General features: G+C 60.1%; 21 protein-coding genes. 12 read left to right on the top strand and 9 right to left on the bottom strand.

Annotated features, from left to right (window positions below; all coding sequences use genetic code 11):
* Nucleotides 1-32: 32 nt before the first annotated feature.
* Nucleotides 33-449: a membrane lipoprotein lipid attachment site-containing protein gene (locus tag ACDZ94_RS04035; RefSeq protein WP_064454241.1), complete on the bottom strand. Its 417-nt coding sequence runs from the start codon at nucleotides 447-449 to the stop codon at nucleotides 33-35.
* 199 nt (nucleotides 450-648) lie between these two features.
* Between ACDZ94_RS04035 and ACDZ94_RS04030 the strand changes: the two genes are divergently transcribed.
* Nucleotides 649-1,527, top strand: coding sequence for a DMT family transporter (locus tag ACDZ94_RS04030; RefSeq protein ID WP_262666320.1), 879 nt, complete (start codon nucleotides 649-651; stop codon nucleotides 1,525-1,527).
* 1 nt (nucleotide 1,528) lies between these two features.
* Here ACDZ94_RS04030 and ACDZ94_RS04025 read toward each other — a convergent pair whose 3' ends face one another.
* Nucleotides 1,529-2,863: an MFS transporter gene (locus ACDZ94_RS04025; protein ID WP_064454239.1), complete on the bottom strand. Its 1,335-nt coding sequence runs from the start codon at nucleotides 2,861-2,863 to the stop codon at nucleotides 1,529-1,531.
* 225 nt (nucleotides 2,864-3,088) lie between these two features.
* On the opposite strand from ACDZ94_RS04025, the gene quiC reads away from it, so the two are divergent.
* Both quiC and ACDZ94_RS04015 read left to right on the top strand, forming a co-directional pair.
* Nucleotides 3,089-4,990, top strand: coding sequence for a 3-dehydroshikimate dehydratase QuiC (quiC, locus tag ACDZ94_RS04020; RefSeq protein ID WP_262666319.1), 1,902 nt, complete (start codon nucleotides 3,089-3,091; stop codon nucleotides 4,988-4,990).
* Between the two features lie 76 nt (nucleotides 4,991-5,066).
* Nucleotides 5,067-5,732: a TetR/AcrR family transcriptional regulator gene (locus ACDZ94_RS04015; protein ID WP_064454237.1), complete on the top strand. Its 666-nt coding sequence runs from the start codon at nucleotides 5,067-5,069 to the stop codon at nucleotides 5,730-5,732.
* 121 nt (nucleotides 5,733-5,853) lie between these two features.
* On the opposite strand, the gene ACDZ94_RS04010 is transcribed toward ACDZ94_RS04015, so the two are convergent.
* Both ACDZ94_RS04010 and aroQ read right to left on the bottom strand, forming a co-directional pair.
* Nucleotides 5,854-6,708, bottom strand: a complete 855-nt coding sequence (locus ACDZ94_RS04010; protein WP_432751100.1) for a shikimate dehydrogenase — start codon at nucleotides 6,706-6,708, stop codon at nucleotides 5,854-5,856.
* 5 nt (nucleotides 6,709-6,713) lie between these two features.
* Nucleotides 6,714-7,154 (bottom strand): type II 3-dehydroquinate dehydratase, encoded by a 441-nt coding sequence (aroQ, locus tag ACDZ94_RS04005; protein ID WP_017253796.1) that lies wholly within the window; start codon nucleotides 7,152-7,154, stop codon nucleotides 6,714-6,716.
* Nucleotides 7,155-7,428: 274 nt separating this feature from the next.
* Here aroQ and ACDZ94_RS04000 point away from each other — a divergent pair, with 274 nt between their 5' ends.
* Both ACDZ94_RS04000 and ACDZ94_RS03995 read left to right on the top strand, forming a co-directional pair.
* Nucleotides 7,429-7,857, top strand: coding sequence for a DUF4160 domain-containing protein (locus ACDZ94_RS04000; RefSeq protein WP_262666317.1), 429 nt, complete (start codon nucleotides 7,429-7,431; stop codon nucleotides 7,855-7,857).
* A complete protein-coding gene (locus tag ACDZ94_RS03995) occupies nucleotides 7,854-8,294 on the top strand; it encodes a DUF2442 domain-containing protein (RefSeq protein ID WP_432751099.1) in 441 nt (146 codons plus the stop codon). The genes ACDZ94_RS04000 and ACDZ94_RS03995 overlap by 4 nt, the downstream gene beginning before the upstream one ends.
* A 6-nt stretch (nucleotides 8,295-8,300) precedes the next feature.
* Here the strand turns inward: ACDZ94_RS03995 and trmA are convergent, their stop codons facing one another.
* Both trmA and ACDZ94_RS03985 read right to left on the bottom strand, forming a co-directional pair.
* Nucleotides 8,301-9,380 carry a tRNA (uridine(54)-C5)-methyltransferase TrmA gene (gene trmA, locus ACDZ94_RS03990; RefSeq protein WP_064454234.1) on the bottom strand — a complete coding sequence of 360 codons (1,080 nt, stop codon included), beginning with the start codon at nucleotides 9,378-9,380 and terminating at the stop codon, nucleotides 8,301-8,303.
* Nucleotides 9,377-10,672 carry an NCS2 family permease gene (locus tag ACDZ94_RS03985; protein ID WP_064454233.1) on the bottom strand — a complete coding sequence of 432 codons (1,296 nt, stop codon included), beginning with the start codon at nucleotides 10,670-10,672 and terminating at the stop codon, nucleotides 9,377-9,379. The genes trmA and ACDZ94_RS03985 overlap by 4 nt, the downstream gene beginning before the upstream one ends.
* 210 nt (nucleotides 10,673-10,882) lie before the next feature.
* On the opposite strand from ACDZ94_RS03985, the gene ACDZ94_RS03980 reads away from it, so the two are divergent.
* The 4 genes from ACDZ94_RS03980 to ACDZ94_RS03965 all read left to right on the top strand — a co-directional run bounded on the left by ACDZ94_RS03980 (nucleotide 10,883) and on the right by ACDZ94_RS03965 (nucleotide 15,113).
* Nucleotides 10,883-11,326: a DUF4879 domain-containing protein gene (locus ACDZ94_RS03980; RefSeq protein WP_064454232.1), complete on the top strand. Its 444-nt coding sequence runs from the start codon at nucleotides 10,883-10,885 to the stop codon at nucleotides 11,324-11,326.
* A gap of 96 nt (nucleotides 11,327-11,422) precedes the next feature.
* Nucleotides 11,423-11,947, top strand: coding sequence for a (2Fe-2S)-binding protein (locus tag ACDZ94_RS03975; protein WP_064454231.1), 525 nt, complete (start codon nucleotides 11,423-11,425; stop codon nucleotides 11,945-11,947).
* Nucleotides 11,944-12,933, top strand: a complete 990-nt coding sequence (locus ACDZ94_RS03970; RefSeq protein WP_064454230.1) for an FAD binding domain-containing protein — start codon at nucleotides 11,944-11,946, stop codon at nucleotides 12,931-12,933. The genes ACDZ94_RS03975 and ACDZ94_RS03970 overlap by 4 nt, the downstream gene beginning before the upstream one ends.
* On the top strand, nucleotides 12,930-15,113 hold the full coding sequence (locus ACDZ94_RS03965; RefSeq protein WP_262666313.1) for a xanthine dehydrogenase family protein molybdopterin-binding subunit: 2,184 nt from the start codon (nucleotides 12,930-12,932) through the stop codon (nucleotides 15,111-15,113). The genes ACDZ94_RS03970 and ACDZ94_RS03965 overlap by 4 nt, the downstream gene beginning before the upstream one ends.
* A 157-nt stretch (nucleotides 15,114-15,270) precedes the next feature.
* On the opposite strand, the gene ACDZ94_RS03960 is transcribed toward ACDZ94_RS03965, so the two are convergent.
* Complete coding sequence (locus tag ACDZ94_RS03960) at nucleotides 15,271-16,509, bottom strand: MFS transporter (protein ID WP_262666312.1); 1,239 nt, start codon at nucleotides 16,507-16,509, stop codon at nucleotides 15,271-15,273.
* A gap of 329 nt (nucleotides 16,510-16,838) precedes the next feature.
* Here ACDZ94_RS03960 and ACDZ94_RS03955 point away from each other — a divergent pair, with 329 nt between their 5' ends.
* Genes ACDZ94_RS03955 through ACDZ94_RS03945 form a run of 3 tightly spaced genes read left to right on the top strand, consistent with a single transcriptional unit; the run spans nucleotide 16,839 to nucleotide 19,467 of the window.
* Nucleotides 16,839-18,278, top strand: coding sequence for a cytochrome ubiquinol oxidase subunit I (locus ACDZ94_RS03955; RefSeq protein WP_064454227.1), 1,440 nt, complete (start codon nucleotides 16,839-16,841; stop codon nucleotides 18,276-18,278).
* A gap of 1 nt (nucleotide 18,279) precedes the next feature.
* On the top strand, nucleotides 18,280-19,287 hold the full coding sequence (gene cydB / locus ACDZ94_RS03950; protein ID WP_064454226.1) for a cytochrome d ubiquinol oxidase subunit II: 1,008 nt from the start codon (nucleotides 18,280-18,282) through the stop codon (nucleotides 19,285-19,287).
* A gap of 12 nt (nucleotides 19,288-19,299) precedes the next feature.
* Nucleotides 19,300-19,467, top strand: a complete 168-nt coding sequence (locus tag ACDZ94_RS03945; protein ID WP_064502999.1) for a DUF2474 domain-containing protein — start codon at nucleotides 19,300-19,302, stop codon at nucleotides 19,465-19,467.
* Between the two features lie 64 nt (nucleotides 19,468-19,531).
* On the opposite strand, the gene ACDZ94_RS03940 is transcribed toward ACDZ94_RS03945, so the two are convergent.
* Together ACDZ94_RS03940 and ACDZ94_RS03935 are read right to left on the bottom strand one after the other, a co-directional pair.
* Entirely contained in the window at nucleotides 19,532-20,656 is a 1,125-nt protein-coding gene (locus ACDZ94_RS03940; protein ID WP_064454225.1) for a methyltransferase, read from the bottom strand.
* A gap of 181 nt (nucleotides 20,657-20,837) precedes the next feature.
* Complete coding sequence (locus ACDZ94_RS03935; RefSeq protein ID WP_221295680.1) at nucleotides 20,838-21,548, bottom strand: helix-turn-helix transcriptional regulator; 711 nt, start codon at nucleotides 21,546-21,548, stop codon at nucleotides 20,838-20,840.
* Between the last annotated feature and the right edge of the window lie 416 nt (nucleotides 21,549-21,964).

Below are 21,964 nucleotides of genomic sequence, written 5' to 3'. Positions count from 1 at the left end.
CGCCAGATGAAAGTTGTGTCAGCAAAACCGGGTCAGTCGCGGCAATAACCTTCGCCGGTATCGACCACCAGGCAGTCTTTTTTATCCGCCAGCCATTTCAGGCCGGTGGCTTCACCGTCGCCGGCGCGCAGCAGTTGCGGGCCGTCCGGGCGAGTGAACGTGATGCCTTCTTCGTTGGCTTCACCCTTGAAGGTGCCTGAGTCGTCGGCGTCGAGGCCGTACTTCATGGTGAGAAGGTAGTGGCCACGGCCGATGCTGTCGTCCTTGGCGATGCTCAGGTTCAGGCCTTCGACGCCCATCCACGTGCCGACCCATTTATCGGTGGGCGGGGTCGCCGGTACCAGCGTGGCTTGCACGGAGGCGGGCGCAGGTTTCGGGGCTTCCTTGGGTTCCTTGTTACAGGCGGTGAGCAGGGCAAGGGCAGAAAGAACAAAGAGTGTCTTTTTCATAGCGGCAAGGCCTTGGTTAAAAAGTGTGCAACGCGCGGGCTAACGTGCAGCGTTGGACTCAAATCCCGTGATTTAGTGCGCTGTTCGCACGGTGTTTGGTTATGCTCTTGGGGCAGACTTCGGCCCGGCTGCTAGATTACCGGGTTGAGTGCTACCGCGTTCAGTGCTCAGCGTTCAGCCCGCCATGCAAGAGAATTAAATGACTGTCAGCACACCCCTTTCCGGCGTCAACCATCCTTTCAAAGGCATCCTGCTGATTGTGGTGGCGACGTTTCTGTTTTCCAGCCACGACGCCTTGTCCAAGTACCTGGCCGGGTTCTATCCGATTGTGATGGTGGTGTGGGCGCGTTACCTGGTGCACACCTTGCTGATGGCCGGGATCTTCCTGCCGCAATCGGGCTTGCGTGTGCTGCGCAGCAAGCGCCCGGGGATGCAGGTGGTGCGGGCCTTGTGCCTGTTGGGCACGAGCCTGTTCTTTACCGCGGCGCTGCATTACATCCCGTTGGCGGAAGCCACGGCGGTGAACTTCCTGGCGCCTATCCTGGTGACGGCGCTGTCGGTACCGTTGCTCGGTGAACGTGTGACGCGTGGCCAATGGCTGGCGGTGATCTGCGGGTTTGTCGGCGTGCTGATCATCATCCACCCGGGCGGCGAGTTGTTCACACCGGCGGTGTTGCTGCCCCTGTGTTCGGCGCTGTTCTTCTGTTTCTACCAACTGCTCACACGCATCTTGAGCAAATACGACACCCCGACCACCAGCAATTTCTTCGCTGGCCTGTGCAATACCTTGGTGATGAGCGCGCTGGTGCCGTTCTTCTGGCAGCTCCCTACGCTGTGGCACGGTGTGTTGATGCTGGCGCTGGGCAGCTGCGGGATGACGGCGCACTTGATGTTGACCCAGGCCTTCCGCTTCGCGGCGCCGGCCTTGCTGGCGCCGTTCGGCTATTGCCAGATCGTGTTTGCGGGGTTGTTGGGCTGGCTGGTGTTCAACCATACCCCCGACTTGACCACGGTGGTCGGCATCGGGGTGATCTGCATGAGTGGGTTGGCCGCTGCCTGGCAGCAGCGGCGTCGGTGAGTCAAACGTCGACGGTAGGAATCTTGCGCGGCGCCATGAAGTACATCCAGGTCAGCGCGATGAAGTACATCGCCGGGATCAGGGTGAACAGCACGGTGTAGTTGTTGTTCGTCACCGTAAGGATATGGCCGACGATCTGGGTCATGAACATGCCGCCGATGGCTGCGCACATACCGCCGAAACCGAACACCGTGCTCATCATGTGCTTGGGCGTGTAGTCCATCACCAGGCTCCAGATGTTGGCGGTCCAGGCCTGGTGCGCGCCGATGGCCAGGGAGATCGCAAACACCGCGACCCACAACTGGCTGGAGCCGGCCGCCATGATCACGCCGACGATGCAGCAGGCAAACAGCAGCATCGACAACAGCCGCGCCTTGATCGCATTCATCCCACGGCCGATCAGGAATGACGACAGAATCCCCCCACCCACGCTGCCGAAGTCGGCTGTCAGGTAAATGATGATCAGCGGAATACCCATCTGGGTCACGTTGATGCCCAGGTTGTATTGCTGGTTCAAGAACGGCGGCAGCCAATACAGGTAGAACCAGAACACCGGGGCGGTCATCGCATAGGCCAGGGCGAAGGCCCAGGTGCCGCGCATGCGCAGGATGCGGCTGAAAGGCACGCTCGGTTGTTCCGGTTCGGATTCCTGTTGCACGTAGTCCAATTCGGATTGTTTGGCCGTTGGATGGTCTTCCGGGTTGTAGTACTTCAAACCCCAGAACACCAGCCAGATTGCGCCCAGCGATGCCATGCACAGGAACGCTGCCTGCCAGCCCCATACATGGAGGATCAGCGGCAGCAGCATCGGCGTCATCATTGCGCCCACGTTGGTGCCGGCGTTGAAGATACCGGTGGCCACCGCGCGCTCACCGGCCGGGAACCACAACCGTGTGGTCTTGACGCAAGCCGGGTAGTTGGCGGCTTCGGTCAGCCCGAGGATAAAGCGGCACACCATAAAGCCGACGGCCGAGGTGGCCAGGCCGTGGGCGCCGGTTGCCAGGCTCCATAACAGCACTGCGCAGAAGAACACGCGCTTCACGCCGACGCGGTCGATCAAGCGACCCTGCAGCACAAAGCCGATGGCGTAGCCGACCTGGAACCAGAAGTTGATGTTGGCGTAATCCATCGCCGTCCAGCTCATCTCTTTGGCCAGGATCGGTTGCATCACGCCCAGGGCGGCGCGGTCGATGTAGTTGAGGGTGGTGGCGAAGAACACCAGGGCCAGCATGCCCCAGCGAGTTTTACCCACGGCCAGTGCGCCACGGATTTTGTCGCCGATGCCGGCGTGCGGGTTGCCCGGGCGCGCGGCCAGGGCGGAGTTTTGCAGAGGCATGAGGTCGTACCCGTTTTTTGAAATTTTTATGGTGTGTTCTGGGTCTTTTTTTCTTTGAAGGTTGCGTCGTCGATGGTGCGCAGCGGTTAAAAAACCGTCAATTCGCCAAACGGGCATAGTGTTCGGTAATCGCACGAAAAACTAACCGGTTCGTACATTTTAATTGCTGCGTGTAGGCTAGGGGCGAATAATTTGCCGCAAATAACAACTGCCGGGAGTCGCCCCATGCAACGTTCCATTGCCACCGTTTCCTTGAGCGGTACCCTGCCGGAAAAGCTCGAAGCCATTGCCGCCGCCGGGTTTGATGGGGTTGAGATCTTCGAGAACGACCTGTTGTATTACGACGGCAGCCCGCGGGAAGTTAAACAAATGTGTGCCGACCTCGGCATCGCCATCACGTTGTTCCAGCCGTTTCGCGACTTTGAAGGCTGCCGCCGTGATCGCCTGGCACGCAACCTGGAGCGCGCCGAGCGCAAGTTCGATTTGATGCAGGAGCTGGGCACCGACCTGGTGCTGGTGTGCAGCAATGCCTCGGCCGATTGCGTGGGCGATGAACGCATTCTACTGGATGACCTTGGCCTTTTGGCGGAGCACGCCGGCCGCCGTGGCCTGCGTATTGGTTATGAAGCACTGGCCTGGGGCAAGCACGTGAACACCTGGCAGCAGGTGTGGAACCTGGTGCGTCAGGTCGATCACCCAAGCCTCGGCGTGTTGCTCGACAGCTTCCACACGCTGTCGCTGAAGGGCGACCCAAGCGCCATCGCCGAGATCCCCGGCGACAAGATCTTTTTTGTGCAAATGGCCGACGCACCGATCCTGGCCATGGATGTGCTGGAGTGGAGTCGACATTTCCGCTGTTTCCCAGGGCAGGGCGAATTTGATTTGGCAGGGTTCCTGGCGCCGATTATCAAGACGGGTTACACCGGGCCGTTGTCCCTGGAAATTTTCAATGATGGTTTTCGCGCGGCGCCGACCCGAGCGAACGCGGCGGATGGCTTGCGTTCGCTGCTGTACCTGGAAGAGAAAACCCGTCAGCGCCTGGCACAGGAACAACCGGCTGCGCCGGTGGATATTTTGTTTGAAACCCCGGCCGCCAGCGAATACGACGGCATCGAATTCCTCGAGTTCGCCGTGGATGAAAGCCTCGGCGCCAAGCTGACCCACTGGCTGGAACGCCTGGGGTTCGTCAAGGCCGGGCAGCACCGTTCCAAGAGTGTGAGCCTGTTGCGCCAGGGTGATATCAACCTGATTCTCAACTGTGAACCCTATTCCTTCGCCCATAACTTCTTCGAAGCCCATGGGCCTTCTTTATGCGCCACGGCGATTCGGGTCAAGGACAGCGCTAAAGCGTTGGAGCGGGCGGTGGCCTACAAGGGCCAGCCCTATCGCGGACTGGTCGGCCCCAACGAGCTTGAATTGGCGGCCGTACGTGCGCCGGACGGCAGCCTGATTTACCTGGTAGACCCGAGTGAAGGCGGGCTTTACGACACCGACTTCAACCTGCAACCGACCACCGCCTCAAGTGGGGGCCTGTTGCGTATCGACCATATGGCCATGGCGCTGCCGGCCGACAGCCTCGACAGCTGGGTGCTGTTCTACAAGAGCCTGCTGGACTTTGAAGCCGATGACGAAGTGGTGCTCCCCGACCCCTACGGTTTGGTAAAAAGCCGCGCGTTACGCAGCCGCTGCAGTTCGATTCGCTTGCCGTTGAATATTTCCGAGAACCGCAACACCGCGATTTCCCACGCGCTGTCGAGTTATCGCGGCTCGGGTGTGCATCACATTGCCTTCGACTGTGCGGACATTTTCGCCGAGGTGAGCCGCGCCAAAGAGGCGGGCGTGCCGTTGCTGGATATCCCGCTCAACTACTACGACGACCTGGCGGCGCGGTTTGATTTCGACGACGAGTTCCTTAGCGAACTGGCGTACTACAACGTGTTGTACGACCGTGACGCCCAGGGCGGTGAGTTGTTTCATGTCTACACCGAGCCGTTCGAAGGGCGGTTTTTCTTTGAGATCATCCAACGCAAAAATGGCTACGCCGGTTATGGCGCGGCCAACGTGGCGGTGCGCCTGGCAGCGATGGCCAAGTCCCGCAGCGGCGCGGCACGCCAGGCTCGGTTGTAACGGCTGACAGGTGCTTCCTTCAGAGGGCGCCGCGGCCCATAATCATGGCCTGCATAACAATGGCCGTGAGCGCACCATGACCTCGAGTCCCGATCTCCCCGCGGTGTCAGACGCACCGCGCAAGAGTCGTAAGAACAATCCGGAAAAGACCCGCGAAAATATCCTGCAGGAAGCCATCGTCGAGTTTGTTCAACAGGGCCTGTCCGGCGCTCGCGTGGATGCGATTGCTGAGCGTATCCACACCTCAAAACGCATGATCTATTACTACTTCGGCAGCAAGGAGCAGTTGTACGTCGAGGTGCTGGAAAAGCTCTACGGCGATATTCGCAACACGGAAACCCGCATGAACCTCACGGCCCTGGAACCGCGCGAAGCGATTCGCAGGCTGGTGGAGTTCACCTTTGATCACCACGACCAGAACGTGGACTTCGTGCGCATTGTCAGCATCGAAAATATCAACAACGCCGAGTACGTAAAGCGCTCGGATTCGATCAAGGCAATGAACAGCAACATCCTCGAAGGGTTGGGGGCTACGTTGCGGCGGGGTGCTGAGATGGGCGTATTTCGCCAAGGATTGAATCCGTTGGACGTGCACTTGCTGATCAACTCATTCAGCTTTTACCGGGTGTCCAATCGTCATACGTTCAGTGAGATCTTTCAGATCGAGCTGTCGGATGAGCTCGTCAAACAGCGGCATCGCGAGATGATTTGTGAATCGGTGATGCGTTACCTGCAGGCTTGAGGACACCGCAGAACCGGATGTGGGGCGGGCTTGCTCGCGAATGCGCAGTATCAGTCCATACCTCCGGCGACTGATACACCGCTTTCGCGAGCAAGCTCGCTCCCACATTTGAATTGGGTTTCTACTGCGAGGTGTTCATGCTCTGAAAATGCGCCAACATCCTTTGCGCATCCGGCGCTTCGCCACTGAACAACTCAAACGCCTTCACCGCCTGAAACACCGCCATATTGCCGCCATCCAGCGTGCGGCAGCCCAAGGCGCGGGCGCTGCGTAGCAGCTCGGTTTCCAGTGGGAAATACACGATTTCCGCGACCCACAACTCAGCCCGTAACAGGGCCGGCGGTACCGGCGTGCCGGGTAGCTTGGCCATGCCCATCGGCGTGGTGTTGACCAAACCATCCGCCTCGGCCATGGCGTTTTCCAGGTGGTTGCCGACCTGGGCGCGACTGGCCCCGAAACGCTGCGCAAGGTTATCCACAAGGTCTCGGGCACGGCTGGCGTCCACGTCGAAAATGCTCAAGTGCTCCACGCCTTCGGCCAGCAGCGCATGAGCCACCGCTGCACCGGCACCGCCGGCACCCATCTGGACGACACGGTGGCGGGCAACGTCATTCAAGTTCCTGCGAAAACCTTCGGCGAACCCCAGGCAATCGGTGTTGTGGCCGATGCGTTTACCCGCCTTGAATACCACCGTGTTAACCGCCCCAATGCCCCGGGCCTCGTCGGACAATTCATCGAGCAGCGGCAGGATCGCCTGCTTGCACGGGTAGGTAATGTTCAACCCGGTGAACTGCATCACCTCGGCCGCGTTCAGCAGGTCGGGCAGGGCGCTGATGCTCAGTTGCAGTGGTTCCAGATCGATCAGGCGGTACAAATATCGCAAGCCTTGGGCGTCACCTTCCTGCTCATGCAAGGCGGGGGTGCGGGAGGCCTGGATGCCCGAGCCGATCAGGCCGGCGAGGATGCGCGGTTTCATCGGGCTCATCCCTTCAAGGTGTGGCTGAAGTGTTCCAGGGCCAGGTGATAGCCGTGGCTGCCAAACCCGGCGAGTACCGCCTTGGCGATGGGTGAGACAAAAGAGTGATGCCGAAACGCCTCGCGCGCATGCACATTGGATAAATGCACTTCGATCACTGGCACTTCACTGGCGACCAGTGCGTCGCGAATCGCCACGGAGGTGTGGGTCCAGGCCGCCGGGTTGATCACGATCCCCGCGCAGCGGGCGCGGGCACCGTGGATCCAGTCAAGTAATTCGCCTTCGTGGTTGGTCTGGCGGAATTCGATTTTCAGCCCTAGTTTTTCGGCGCTGCGGCCACACAGCGCAGCCACGTCGGCCAGTGTTTCATGGCCGTAGGTAGCGGGCTCGCGGGTACCGAGCAGGTTGAGGTTGGGGCCGTTGAGCACCAGCACGATGGGCGGCATAGGGGAGGATCTCCACAGTTATTATTGGTTGTGGGGATAAAATGTACCGGATGGTTAATTTGGTCAATTAGTGGCAGCGGATGTGTTCGATTATCGAACTGTTAATCAGTAAAAGAGGATTTCAAGACCTCGCCATGCGCGGTTACAAGACGGTATTCGACGCTTCCTCCTTCGCGACTAACCTGTGAAAAACCTCCCTGATCACGCAGCCGGCTATCGGGCTGCAGGAGGAAAAGTGTTTCCTGACAGAAAATAACCTAACGGATGGGTTACGATGAAAGTAGGGGCTTACAAAGGATATGTAATTGCGGTTTTTCTCAGGGACGAGCATTGCCCGCCTCACGTACATGTCAGGGGAGAGGCATGGGATGCGCGCTTTCGTTTCAGCTTTCTGGATGGAGGCGTGGCGTTGTGGGATGTGAACCCCGAACGATGCTGGCCAGCGGGCGCGATTCTGGAAGGTATTCGCCAGGCCCTCATGCAACCGCATTATTTGGCGCGGGCACGAAGGATCTGGTGGCAAAAGCTGCAAACGGTCTGCCTGGAGAACCATTCCTGGGACTGGGACGCTGATGAGTTAGTGCCAGGGTTAGTCATTCGGCGTGGTGTTTATGTGATCGCCAATGCCCGACACGATGTTGTTGGGCAGAGAACCATTTTGAATCTGGTGAGGGCGCCAGGTTGTGTGGAGATTGATTTATGAAAAAAATCGTAAAAGCCAAAATCTTGCCTGATGTACCGATCACTGAGGCTGATATCGACAAGGCCATCGTGCGTGGGCGCAAGCTGAAGCGCTTGTACGCCAATGCCAGTGATGTGCGTTACGAAGACAACTGCATCTCCATCGGCTTCGGCGATGGCAGCCGTATCGTGCTGCCGGTGGCCGGGCTCGCGGAGTTCGAAGGGTTTTCTGCGCAGGACTTTCAGCAACTGGAGGTCGGGTTTGGTGGCAAGGCGCTGTGCTGTGAAGCCCGTGACCTGCACGTCTCCATCAGTGGCCTGATTGCTACGAGCCAGCCCTTGATGGACCTGGCTGCAAGCATGGTGGCGTCGCGTAACGGGCGTAAAAGCAGTGCCGCGAAGTCCGCCGCCGCCCGAGCCAATGGCAAGAAGGGCGGCCGGCCACGAAAGGACACGTGAGCGTGTTTAACGTCGGGTCAACAACACGCCGGATTCCATATGGTGCGTCCACGGGAACTGGTCAAACATCGCACACTGGGTAATCCGGTGCGTGTCGTGCAATTGCGCGATGTTCGCAGCCAGGGTCTCCGGGTTGCAGGAGATGTACAGGATGTTGTCGAAGCGTCGGGTCAGTTCGCAGGTGTCCGGGTCCATGCCCGCACGCGGCGGGTCGACGAAGACACTTCCGAATTCGTAGCTTTTCAGGTCGATGCCGTGCAGGCGGCGGAACGGACGCACTTCGTTAAGTGCTTCGGTGAGTTCTTCGGCGGAGAGGCGCACCAGGGTGACGTTATCCACCGCGTTTTCATCGAGGTTGCTCAGGGCCGCGTTTACCGAGGTTTTGCTGATTTCGGTGGCCAGCACTTTACGTACGCGGGTAGCCAAAGGCAGCGTGAAGTTGCCATTGCCGCAATACAGCTCCAACAAATCATCCGGGCGATCACCCAAGGCGTCGTACGCCCAGTTGAGCATTTTCTGGTTCACCGTGCCGTTGGGCTGGGTAAACGCACCTTCGGGTTGGCGATAGCTGAATGTGCGGCCGCCGACTTCGAGCTTTTCAACCACGTAGTCGTGGCCGATAACATCGCGCTTGCCCTTGGAGCGGCCGATGATGCTGACATTCAAGTCGGCAGCGAGCTTGTTCGCAGCCGTGTGCCAATGCTCGTCCAGCGGGCGGTGATAACACAGGGTGATCATCGCGTCGCCGGCCAAGGTGGTGAGGAACTCCACCTGGAACAGCTTGTGGCTCAGGGCGGCGCTGGCCTGCCAGGCAGCCTTGAGTTGCGGCATCAACAGGTTGATGCGCTGGCTGGCGATGGGGAATTCTTCGATCAGGATCGGCGTGCGTTTGTCGTCCTGGGAAAACATCGCGTAGTGGCGTTCACCGCCTTCGCGCCACAGGCGGAACTCCGCCCGCAGGCGGAAGTTCTGCAACGGCGAATCGAAGACCTGCGGCTCGGGCGCATCGAAGGGTGCCAGCAGGTCACGCAGGCGCGTGACCTTGTCTTGCAGTTGAGCGGTGTAGCTTGTGGCGTCAAAAGTCATGCGTTGAACCAGCCCAGCTTGATCACAAACAGAATCGACAGGATCACCAGTGCCGGGTTCAGCTCACGGTAGCGGCCCGAAAGCAGCTTGATGGCGGTCCAGGCGATGAAACCGAAGGCAATGCCGTTGGCGATGGAGTAAGTGAAGGGCATCGCCAGGGCGGTGATCACCACCGGCGCTGCAACAGTAATGTCATCCCAGTCGATTTCGGCCAGGCCCGAGGTCATCAGCACGGCCACGAACAGCAGCGCAGGCGCGGTCGCGAAGGCTGGAACGCTGGCAGCCAGTGGCGAGAAGAACAGCGCCAGCAGGAACAGGATCGCGACCACGACGGCGGTCAGGCCGGTGCGGCCACCGGCACTCACGCCCGCAGCGGATTCGATGTAGCTGGTGGTGGTCGAGGTGCCCAGCAGCGAACCGGCCATGGCCGCGGTGCTGTCGGCGATCAGCGCACGGCCCATTTTCGGCATGTGGCCGTCTTTGCCCATCAGGCCGGCGCGCTTGGCAACGCCGATCAGGGTGCCGGAGTTGTCGAACAGGTCCACGAACAGGAAAGCGAAAATCACGCTGACCAAGCCGATATCCAGTGCGCCTTTGATATCCAGCTGCAGGAAGGTGGGGGCCAGGGACGGTGGCATCGACGTCACGCCGCCGAACGGGGTGAAACCCATGGCGATGGACACAATAGTCACCGCGAGGATGCCGATCAGTACGGCGCCGCGCACGGCCAGGGCTTCCAGCGCCACGATCAGCGCGAAACCGAGGGTGGCGAGGATCGGTGCCGGTTGTTTCAGGTCGCCCAGGCCCACCATGGTAGCCGGGTTGCTGACGACGATGCCGGCGTTGTGCAGGGCGATCAGCGCCAGGAACAGGCCGATACCGGCTGCAATCGCCGAGCGCAGGGGCAGCGGGATGCTGTTGATGATCCACTCACGGATGCGGAAGATCGACAGCAGGAAGAACAACACCGCCGAAATGAATACCGCGCCCAGCGCCACTTGCCAGGTGTGGCCCATGTGCAGGACCACGGTGTAGGTAAAGAAGGCATTGAGGCCCATGCCCGGCGCCAGTGCGATCGGGTAGTTGGCGATCAGGCCCATCACGGTCGAACCGATGGCGGCGGCCAGGCAGGTTGCGACAAACACCGCGCCCTTATCCATGCCGGTTTCGCCGAGGATGCTCGGGTTCACGAACAGGATGTAGGCCATGGCCAAAAAGGTGGTGATACCCGCGAGAATCTCGGTGCGCACGTTGGTGTTGTGTGCTTTGAGTTGAAACAGCTTTTCCAGCATGCCGGCTCCCTGTGACGCTATTTTGCGTCGTTATTTGTTGACCTCTAAGTCAAAGCACAAACTGCGCCAAGCGCGTGTGGTTTCAGAGAGGATCGGAAAAAGCGGCGCATCATACCAGCAGCCGGAGGCCAATGGCGTATGGGCTTGGTTTTGATGGTCCATGGGCTTGAGGCATACTGCGCCGACGTTTAATACAGGGTCGTTAACAGCATGAAAAAAGCCAACGCCAGCAGTCTAGCTCTGTTCGCCGTTATCGGCCTTGGGCTGGTGGCACCGGCTTGGGGCGCGACTGCACCGGCCTTGAGCGAGGTGCGGGTGTTCAAGGTCGAGTCTGCCGGTTGCGCTGAAACGATCCCGGAGCGGGCGAGCAGCACACAGATGTGCACGCACCGTGGGCCCACCAAGGTTTCAGTGATGGAAGTCGGCCTGGGCAAAAGCCCGATGGGCCGTTTCGATGGTGCAGAATTGAACGGGCAACGCACGCCGGTATGCCAGGTGGGCAATATCAGCCAGACCTGTAATGGTGCGGGCACGGTGATGGGCTACATCTATGTATTCGACGTGAATGTCGAAGCGCCCGGCTGGTTCGAATACAGCAATTCCTCGATCAATGGCGCGCAAACCCCGCTGAAGACCCTGCTCAACATCCGCTGATCAATCTCCTTGAACGCTCGATACCCCGGGAAGTCGTACCCCTGAGACGGCGATTTCCCTGAACGCCGCGGATGTACACCAACCCGTGAGGTGTTTATGAGCGCAATTCCCAATGGTGCGGCGGCCCCACCGTTCGCCACCCACTCCATACGCCTGAGCCTCAATGGCCAGGACCGCCAGCTGGACGTGTTGCCCTGGACCACCTTGCTGGATCTGCTGCGCGAGCAACTTGACCTGGTCGGCAGTAAAAAAGGCTGCGACCACGGCCAATGCGGCGCCTGCACGGTGTTGCGCGACGGTAAACGCGTGAACGCCTGCCTGACCCTGGCGGTGATGTGCGACGGCGCGGAGCTGACCACTGTAGAAGGCCTGGCCGACGGCGACGTGTTGCACCCGATGCAGCAGGCCTTTATCAAGCATGACGCTTTCCAGTGCGGCTACTGCACCCCCGGCCAGATTTGCTCGGCTGTTGGCCTGGCCAATGAGGGCCGTGCCCACGATACGGCGCAAATTCAGGAACTGATGAGCGGCAACCTGTGCCGCTGCGGCGCCTACAGCAACATCCGCGATGCCATAGAAGAAGCCTTGCCCGCCTGCCGCGCAAAGGGAGGTGAGCAATGAACCCCTTCCAGTACAGCAAGCCGGCCGATGTGCACGAAGCGGTGCACCTGAGCAGTGCGGCGTCGCGCTTCATTGCCGGTGGCACCAACCTGCTCGACCTGATGAAAGAAAACATCAGCCGCCCAGAACACCTGATCGATATCACCGGCCTGCCGCTGCAAGGCGTTGAAGAGACCGCTGAGGGCGGCCTGATGATCGGTGCCTTGGTGAGCAATGCCGACCTGGCCTGGCACCCGCTGATCGAACAGCGTTACCCGTTGCTGTCCCAGGCCATCCTCGCCGGTGCTTCACCGCAATTGCGCAATATGGCCAGCACCGGTGGCAACCTGCTGCAGCGCACCCGTTGCTATTACTTTTATGACGCCAGCGTGCCCTGCAACAAGCGCGAACCGGGCAGTGGTTGCCCGGCGCGCACCGGCTTGAACCGCATCCATGCGATTCTCGGCGCCAGCGAGCACTGTGTGGCCACGCACCCCTCGGACATGTGTGTGGCCCTGGCGGCACTGGCGGCGCGGGTTCACGTGGAAGGGCGCGGCGGGGCGCGGGTCATTGAATTTGCTGACTTCCATCGGCTGCCCGGCGATACGCCGCAGCGCGATAACTTGCTGGCCGATGATGAGCTGATTACCGCCATCGAGCTGCCAGCCGACCATCTGGCCAACCACAGCCACTACCTGAAAATTCGCGACCGTGCGTCTTACGCATTCGCCTTGGTGTCCGTCGCCGCTGCCCTGGAACTGGACGGTGAGACCATCGTCGATGCCCGCCTGGCCCTTGGCGGTGTGGCTCACAAACCGTGGCGCGACCGCGCAGTGGAAGTCACGCTGATCGGTCAGACCGTCAGCCGCGAAACCTTCAGCAACGCCGCCGACGCTTTGCTGCAAGACGCCGAGCCGTTGGAGCACAACGCCTTCAAGGTAAAGCTGGCGCGCCGCGCAATTATTCGCGCCCTCAGCGACGCTGCCATCGCAGGAGAACGGTCATGACGGCTATCGGTAAACCCATGGATCGCGTTGACGGTCTGCTCAAGGTCACAGGTCAAGCGCGGTATGCCGGTGAGTTTCCCGACCAGGGCTTGCTGCATGCCAGCGTGGTCTCCAGCACCATCGCCAAAGGCCGGGTCGTCAGGATCGATGCCTCCAAAGCCCTGGCGCTGCCGGGCGTGGTCATGGTGCTCGATCATCTCAACCGGCCGAAACTCGCCAGCTACGATGACGCGTTCGCCGACGCCGACGCGGCGGACGGCTCGCCGTTTCGGCCTTTGTATAACGACCGTGTGCTCTACAGCGGCCAGCCATTGGCGTTGGTGATCGCCGACAACCTGGAGCTGGCGCGGCACGCCGGTTCGCTGGTGCAGATCGAGTACGCAAGCGAAGCCTTTGAAACCGACTTGCTGGCCATGCAGGAACAGGCGCACCCATCACCGCAAACGCCGCCCGCGCCACGCGGTAACTTCCAGGCGGAATGGGCCGCTGCTGCCGTCAACCTCGATGTGCACTACAGCACGCCCATCGAACACCACAACCCGATGGAGCCCCACGCCAGCACCGTGCTGTATCAGCCGGACGGCACCCTGCATATCCACGACAAGACCCAAGGCCCGCAGAACTGCCAGGCGTATGTGCAAAAAATCTTTGGTCTGGATAAAAGCCAGGTGCGCATCTTCGCTGCGTTCGTCGGTGGCGCCTTCGGTTCGGGCCTGCGCCCGCAATACCAGTTGCCGCTGGCGGTAATGGCGGCATTGGCGCTCAAGCGCTCGGTGCGTGTCACGCTCACCCGGCAACAGATGTTCACGTTCGGCTACCGGCCGCGCACTTTGCAGCGCTTGCAGATGGGCGCCGCTGCCAATGGCCGTCTGCTGGCGTTGGGGCATACCGCGATTGGCCAGACTTCCCGTTTCGAAGACTTCAGTGAACACGTAGTGGAGTGGAGCGGCATGCTCTACCACTGCGACAACGTGCAGCTGACTTACAAACTGGTGCCTCTGGACGTATTTACCCCGCTGGACATGCGGGCGCCGGGGGCTGCGCTGGGCGTGATCGGCCTGGAGTGCGCCATGGATGAACTGGCCTGCGCCTTGGGCATCGACCCGGTGCAACTGCGGCTGATCAACTATGCCGAACGTAACCAGAACGAGGACAAACCCTGGTCGAGCAAAGCCTTGCGCGAGTGCTACAGCGAAGGCGCCGAGCGCTTCGGCTGGGCCCAGCGCAACCCGGAACCGCGCAGCATGCGCGACGGCAACCAGTTGATCGGCTGGGGCATGGCCGGTGGTGTGTGGGAAGCCTTGCAGATGAAGGCCAGCGCCAAGGCGCGGATCGACGCGAAGGGCCAATTGACGGTGAGCAGCGCCACCACCGATATCGGCACCGGCACTTATACGGTCATGACCCAGATTGCCGCCCAGGCCAGCGGTGTGGCGATGGCGGATATCCGCTTTTTGCTGGGGGATTCGTCATTGCCCACCGCGCCGTTGCAGGGCGGCTCGTTTACCGTGTCGTCCGTCGGCACCGCCGTGCAACAAGCGTGCGAAGCGTTGACTGGCAAACTGCTGGCCATTGCCCGGCAGACTTACCCGGTCTTCAAGGATGCAGAAACCGTGCGCTTTGAAGACGGCCAGTTGCACACCGGGGACGTGAGTGTGTCGTTGGCACAATTGGTCAAAGACAGTGGCGAAGAGGCATTGGAAGTGCAGGTCGACAGCGAGCCGGACAAAAAGCGTCAAGGCTATGCGAGCGCTACTCACTCGGCGGTGTTTGTCGAAGTTCAGGTAGACGAAGACCTTGGCACGATCAAGGTGCGTCGCGTGGTCAGCGCCATTGCCGCCGGGCGCGTAGTCAACCCGAAGATGGCGCGCAGCCAGATCCTGGGCGGTGTGGTGTGGGGCATTGGTATGGCGCTGCACGAAGAAACCCAGACCGACCACCAACTGGGGCGCAATATGAACCACAGCCTGGCCGAGTATCACATCCCGGTAAATGCCGATATCGGCGACATTGATGTGATTTTTGTCGAAGAGCACGACGAGATCGTCAACGCGCTCGGTTCCAAGGGCGTGGGTGAGATCGGCATTGTCGGGGTCGCGGCGGCGGTCGCGAATGCGATTTATCACGCCACCGGGAAGCGGGTACGGGACTTTCCCATCACCCTGGACAAGGTGCTTTAGCGCAAACCGTCAAACCACCGAAGATCAAAATGTGGGAGCGGGCTTGCTCGCGAATGCGGTGCATCAGTCAATACATTAGGTGACTGACACTGCGCATTCGCGAGCAATCCCGCCGCCAACCTTTACTGCATTCCAGCATCAAATCAGGTGGTGGGACTTAGACTTTGGCCTCTTCCACCGGCACATGCATGCGGTCGCGGTTGGCCAGGGACGGGAACAGCTTGATCCACACGCCCGTCACCAGCAGCGTACCGATCCCGCCCATGACCACGGCGGGCACGGTGCCGAACCAATGGGCGGTGATGCCGGACTCGAACTCGCCCAACTGATTCGAAGCGCCGATAAACAGCCCGTTGACCGCACTGACGCGCCCGCGCATTTCATCGGGGGTTTCCAGCTGCACAAAGGAGGCGCGGATCACCATACTGATCATGTCCGCCGCGCCGAGCACCACCAGCACGGCCAGGGAAAACCAGAACGAAGTCGACAGGCCGAACGCGATGGTTGCCACGCCGAACACACCCACAGCGGTAAACATCACGCGACCGACCTGGCGGTCCACCGAGAACCGCGCCAGCCACAGCGACATCAACAACGCGCCCACCGCCGGTGCCGAACGCAGCAGGCCCAGGCCCCAGGCGCCGGTCAGCAGGATGTCTTTGGCGAACACCGGCAGCAACGCCGTGGCGCCGCCCAGCAGCACGGCGAACAAGTCGAGGGAGATGGCACCGAGGATGTCCGGGCGGCTGCGGATAAAGCGAACCCCGGCCAACAGCGAGTCCAGGGTGGCCTTGGCTTTGTTCAGTGGGGTCTGGCGGGCGGGCAGGTTGAGGGTCAGCACGCAGGCAATCAGGTACAGCGCCACCGTTGGGCCATACACCCACACGCTGCCGAATGCGTACAGCAAACCGCCGAGCGCCGGCGCGACGATGGTTGCCAGTTGTTGCGCCGATTGTGAGGAGGCCACGGCTCGCGGAAACAGTGCGCTGGGCACGATGCTCGGCAGCAGCGCCTGGGTAGTGGGCATTTCAAACGAGCGTGCGGCGCCGAGCAGAAAGGCCAGGATAAAGATCATTTCGCGGGTGACGTTGCCGGTCAGGCCGCCGATGGCCAGGGACAACGCAATCAGTGCCTGCACGGTTTGGCAGATGGCGGCGACCTTGCGCCGTTCATAGCGATCGGCCACGTGCCCGGTATGCAACATGAACAGTACGCGCGGTACGAATTCCACCAGGCCGACCAAACCCAGGTCCAGCACGTTACCGGTCAATTGGTAGAGGTTCCAGCCGATGGCCACGGTGAGCATCTGGAAGCCGCTGGCGGTGAAGATCCGTGCCAGCCAGAACGCGATGAAAGGGCGGTGGTGACGCAACAGCAACGCAGGTTCACTAGGCATCGGGAATACAGGTTCGGAGCGGAGGGAGCACCGAGGTTAGCATCAAGCTGTAACAAATAGTTGCAAGGGTTTGCTGGGCGCCGGGCTGAGACAAGCTGTCACGCGGCAAAAGACCACGCCTTCCTACAGCCAAAATGGGACTACTCTTTCAGCAATGCTTGATCCAGATCAAAACCGGCCCCGGGATTGTTCTGGCGGCCGAAAGGCCAGAATCCCTGCGTGATGGGTAAAAAAAGAAACGAATTGAAATTCGCCACACTCCATATCCGTGGGGGCAGTGGGTGCAGGCTCCCAGCCAGCAGCCGGTATTACCTGACAGAGGAAAACTTATGTTCGGTTTGGAGGCGCTAGATCTCGCCCGAATTCAATTCGCGTTCACCATCTCGTTCCACATCCTGTTCCCGGCGATCACCATCGGCCTGGCCAGTTACCTTGCGGTGCTCGAGGGCTTGTGGCTCAAGACTCACAACGACACCTACCGTGACCTCTACCATTTCTGGTCGAAGATCTTTGCCGTCAACTTCGGCATGGGTGTGGTCTCCGGGCTGGTCATGGCCTACCAGTTCGGCACCAACTGGAGCCGCTTCTCGGACTTCGCCGGCGCCGTTACCGGGCCGTTGCTGACCTATGAAGTGCTGACAGCCTTCTTCCTCGAGGCCGGTTTCCTCGGTGTGATGCTGTTCGGCTGGAACAAGGTCGGGCGCAAACTGCACTTCTTTGCCACGGTGATGGTGGCCGTCGGTACGTTGATCTCGACCTTCTGGATCCTGTCGTCCAACAGTTGGATGCAGACACCCCAGGGCTTCGAAATCGTGGACGGCCGCGTGATACCGACCGATTGGTTCGCCGTCGTCTTCAACCCGTCATTCCCGTATCGCCTGGCGCACATGGCCACGGCAGCGTTTGTGGCCACGGCGTTCTTCGTCGGTTCCTCGGCGGCCTGGCACTTGCTGCGCGGCAAGGACAACCCGGCGATCCGCACCATGTTGTCGATGGCGATGTGGATGGCTTTGATCGTCGCGCCTATCCAGGCGGTGATTGGCGACTTCCATGGCCTGAACACGCTGAAGCATCAGCCGGCGAAAATCGCCGCGATTGAAGGTCACTGGGAAAATATCGGCAACGAGCCGACGCCGCTGATCCTGTTCGGCTGGCCCGACATGAAAGCCGAGAAGACCAAATACGCCGTCGAAATCCCGTACCTGGGCAGCCTGATCCTGACCCACTCCCTGGACAAGCAAGTGCCGGCGCTCAAGGATTTCCCGCCGCAAGACCGTCCCAACTCGACCATCGTGTTCTGGTCGTTCCGGGTCATGGTCGGTCTGGGATTCCTGATGATCTTCACCGGTTTGTTCAGCCTGTGGCTGCGCCGCGGCGACAAGATGTACACCTCCAGGCCGTTCCTGTACCTGGCGTTGTGGATGGGCCCGTCCGGCCTGATCGCGATTCTCGCCGGCTGGTTCACCACCGAAATCGGTCGTCAGCCCTGGGTGGTCTACGGGTTGATGCGCACGGCGGATGCATCCTCCGGGCATAGCCTGGCGCAGATGACCATTACCCTGGTGTTGTTCGTGGTGGTGTACTTCGCGCTGTTCGGCGCCGGGTTGGGCTACATGATGCGTCTGGTGCGCAAAGGGCCTCAGACTCACGAAGGCTCCGAGCCAACCCATGGTGGCCCTGGGCAGAAACGCACACCGGCCCGTCCGTTGTCTGCGGCCGATGATGGCAGCGATGACGACCACACTCACATCCAGCACAAGGGGAATTGAGATGGGTATTGATCTTCCGCTGATCTGGGCCGTGATCATCATCTTCGGCATCATGATGTACGTGGTCATGGACGGTTTCGACCTGGGCATCGGCATTCTCTTCCCGTTTATCCCGGGCAAAGTCGACCGTGACGTGATGATGAACACCGTCGCCCCGGTTTGGGACGGCAACGAAACCTGGCTGGTCCTGGGGGGCGCGGCGTTGTTCGGCGCGTTCCCGCTGGCCTATTCGGTGGTGTTGTCGGCGTTGTACCTGCCGCTGATCCTGATGCTGATCGGGCTGATCTTCCGGGGCGTGGCCTTCGAGTTCCGCTTCAAGGCCAAGGACCATAAGCGTCACCTGTGGGATAAGGCGTTCATCGGCGGCTCCATCGCGGCGACGTTCTTCCAGGGCGTGGCGCTGGGGGCATTTATCGACGGCATCCCGGTGGTGAATCGCCAGTTTGCCGGCGGCTCACTCGACTGGGCCACGCCGTTCACGATGTTCTGCGGCGTGGCCCTGGTGGTCGCGTATGCCTTGCTCGGTTGCACCTGGCTGATCATGAAGACTGAAGGCAAGTTGCAGGAGCAGATGCACAACCTGGCGCGGCCGTTGGCCTTTGTGGTGTTGGCGGTGATCGGTATCGTCAGCCTGTGGACGCCGCTGGCGCATCCGGAAATCGCCTCGCGCTGGTTCACCCTGCCGAACCTGTTCTGGTTCCTGCCGGTGCCGATCCTGGTGCTGGTGACCATGTACGGTTTGATCCGCGCAGTGGCGCGTAATGCGCACTACACGCCGTTCCTGCTGACACTGGTACTGATCTTCCTCGGCTACAGCGGCCTGGGGATCAGCCTGTGGCCGAACATCATTCCACCGTCTGTCTCGATCTGGGACGCCGCCGCGCCGCCGCAAAGCCAGGGCTTCATGCTGGTGGGCACGCTGTTCATCATCCCGTTTATCCTGGGCTACACCTTCTGGAGCTACTACGTGTTCCGCGGCAAGGTCACCCACGAAGACGGTTATCACTAGGAGGGTCGTAACATGCCCGGCAAACCTACGTTGCACGAGATCGAACAGGCCGAAAAACAGCCGTTGTGGCGGCGCCTGGGGTGGCTGGCGATGATCTGGACCGGCAGTGTGCTGGCCCTGTTCGTCGTGGCCAGCCTGATGCGTATGTTCATGAGCGCGGCCGGCCTGACGACTCACTGACATCCCGTTCCGGGCCTTGCGGCCCGGCTTTCAACCCCGCCTTTTGCGAGAAAGGCGGGGTTTTTTATTTGCGCGCTTTGAGAATCACGAACTTAGGCGTGGCGGCCACTTGCTCAACGCCACGGAATAAACGCGCCAACTTGCTGTGATAGCCCAAGTGGCGGTTACCCACGATGTAAAGCGCGCCACCGACCACCAGGGCCTCCCGCGCCTGCTGGAACATGCGCCAGGCAAGGAAGTCGCCGACCACCTGTTGCTGGTGGAACGGCGGGTTGCACAGCACCACGTCCAGGGACTGCGGTTCCTGGCCGGCGAGGCCATCAGCGGCGCGAACGATGACTTCTCGCGCCCCGAGTGCCGCCTGCCAATTCTCGAGCGCCGACTGCACGGCCATGTAGGATTCATCCACGAGCGTGTACTGCGCGTCGGGGTTTTGCAGTGCACTGGCAATCGCCAGCACGCCGTTACCGCAGCCCAGGTCGGCGACGCGAGCGCTGCCCAGGTTTTTCGGCAGGTGCGGGAGGAAGGCGCGGGTGCCGATGTCCAGGCCTTCACGGCAGAACACGTTGGCGTGGTTACGCAACTCGATGGCCGGTGCGTCCAAGGCGTAGCGAGTGGGGTAGGGCGAGGCGGCAACCGGGCGATCTTCGACGGTGGCAATCAGCAGCCGGGCTTTTTTGACCGCAAGTGAGGCGTGCATGGGCCCGATGTAGCGCTCAAGCAGCTCGCCTGCAGCCCGTGGCAGGTGCTTGATCATAGCGCCCGCGATCACCTCGGCGCCCGGCGCCAACTGCCCTTGCAGGCGAATCAGTTGCTCTTCCAGCAAGGCCAGGGTCTTCGGCACGCGGATCAGTACGCGGTCGAACGGCCCGGTCGGCACCTGGCTGGCGGGCACGAACGGTACTGCATCAAACGCCTTGCCATTGCGCACCAGGTTTTTCTCCAGGCCCTGGGCTGCCAGATACGAGTCGCCGCTGGACGTCACCTGAACCTTGCCTTCCAGGCTGGCCGCCACGGCACCGAAGCTGTCATTGAGCACCAGTACGCGGGTTGCGGCGCCATGCGGCTGTTCGGCCAGGTAGTTGAGCAGGTACTCGTCGGCGGCATCGAAAGCCTGCAGCGGGTCATTGTGTTGCTCTGGCTGGCGGATCAGATCGAGCTGGGCGAAGGGGCTGTCAAGCAGGGGCATGGCGGGGGAGGCTCTGGGTCAACGATGGGCGGCGGCGGGTGCGGGCAACCGGCGCAACTATCCGTGTGAACGGCAACTGAGTGAACGGCGAGGCGGCACCTAGGCGCGGCTTCAACACTCAGAATAGGCCGTAAATGTTACTTTTTTTTCGGTGGGATTACATGCGGTGTTTGTACGCCGGTTAAAACAGGCCCGCTTTGGAGGCACAGAGCACGGCAGCGATCTTGTTATTGACGCCCAATTTTTTGAGGCAGCTGCTGATATGAAAACCCACGGTACGTTCTGACAGACACAGGATCGTGGCAATGTCCGACGCCGTCTTGCCCATGGCTGACCATTTGAGGATTTCCGTTTCCCGTGGAGTCAATTTGCAAGGCGGCGTAATACTCGGTTTATCGGCATGTTTTTGTGCCACCGCCGCGTGCAATACGTGGCAAAGCCACAGTGCCTGGCCGGCTTTCTCGTAAAGCTCTTGCGGACTGACTTCGCCGGTACTTCGGCCCAGGGTCAGCATGCTGAACACGCCCTGGAAGTCGTGTACTGCCTGAGTCCAACCAAAATGCACGCCAAACGATTGGGCCAACGACCATAAGTGTGGCGTGGTGCTGAACGTTTTTTCGTCCCACACGATAGGCATTACGCTACGTTTGCAGTGGGCTACTACTGGGTCTATATCAAAGAAGTTCGCTTGCTTGTAAACGCTGTTCCATTCATTTGGATAGTTGTTTAAGTGAAACTGTTTTGTTTGAAGGGTGGGTTGTAGGGAACTCATCGTAAATGAGCAATATTCAAAGCCGAGCTGATAGGTGTGATTCACGACCATCTCATAAATAGTGGTGATCTTATCCTCGCCTTCAAGTTTTGGGATCCTCGTGTTGCGCCAGTTGACCATCGGTAACTCTCCATACTTGTTGTTATTGCCCGGGCACTTCCTGGCTCCCAATGAGGCACGGAAAGGAGTGTAGGATAAAGGCTGCATGGAGAGGTGAAAAAAATGTCATGTGGCCTTCGTCTTTACACTTCATGAAGTTGTACAGCAGTGAGTTTTTTGTGTAAGTTTAGTTGTTAGTAAGAAAATCTCATTTGTTTTAACAGGTTGCTGACGATATTGGATTGATATCAGTTAGATTGACTGTGTCATCTAATGGCGTATTGGAAGTTGGGAAATAGCTAAATGATTAGTTGGTAATTTAATGCCCGTCCTGCGCTTAAATGTCTTTGGAATGTAATAATTTTACGTTCCCCTCTGTCTGTAAGCATCCGGGTCAACGGTAATGCCAGTACAAACCAACGGTGTTTCCCTGTGCG

The organism is Pseudomonas sp. UBT, from assembly GCF_050915955.1.
Lineage (GTDB): Bacteria > Pseudomonadota > Gammaproteobacteria > Pseudomonadales > Pseudomonadaceae > Aquipseudomonas > Aquipseudomonas antarctica_A.
Note: the sequence above shows the minus strand (reverse complement) of the source record. Positions and strands in the feature narration are given on the sequence as shown.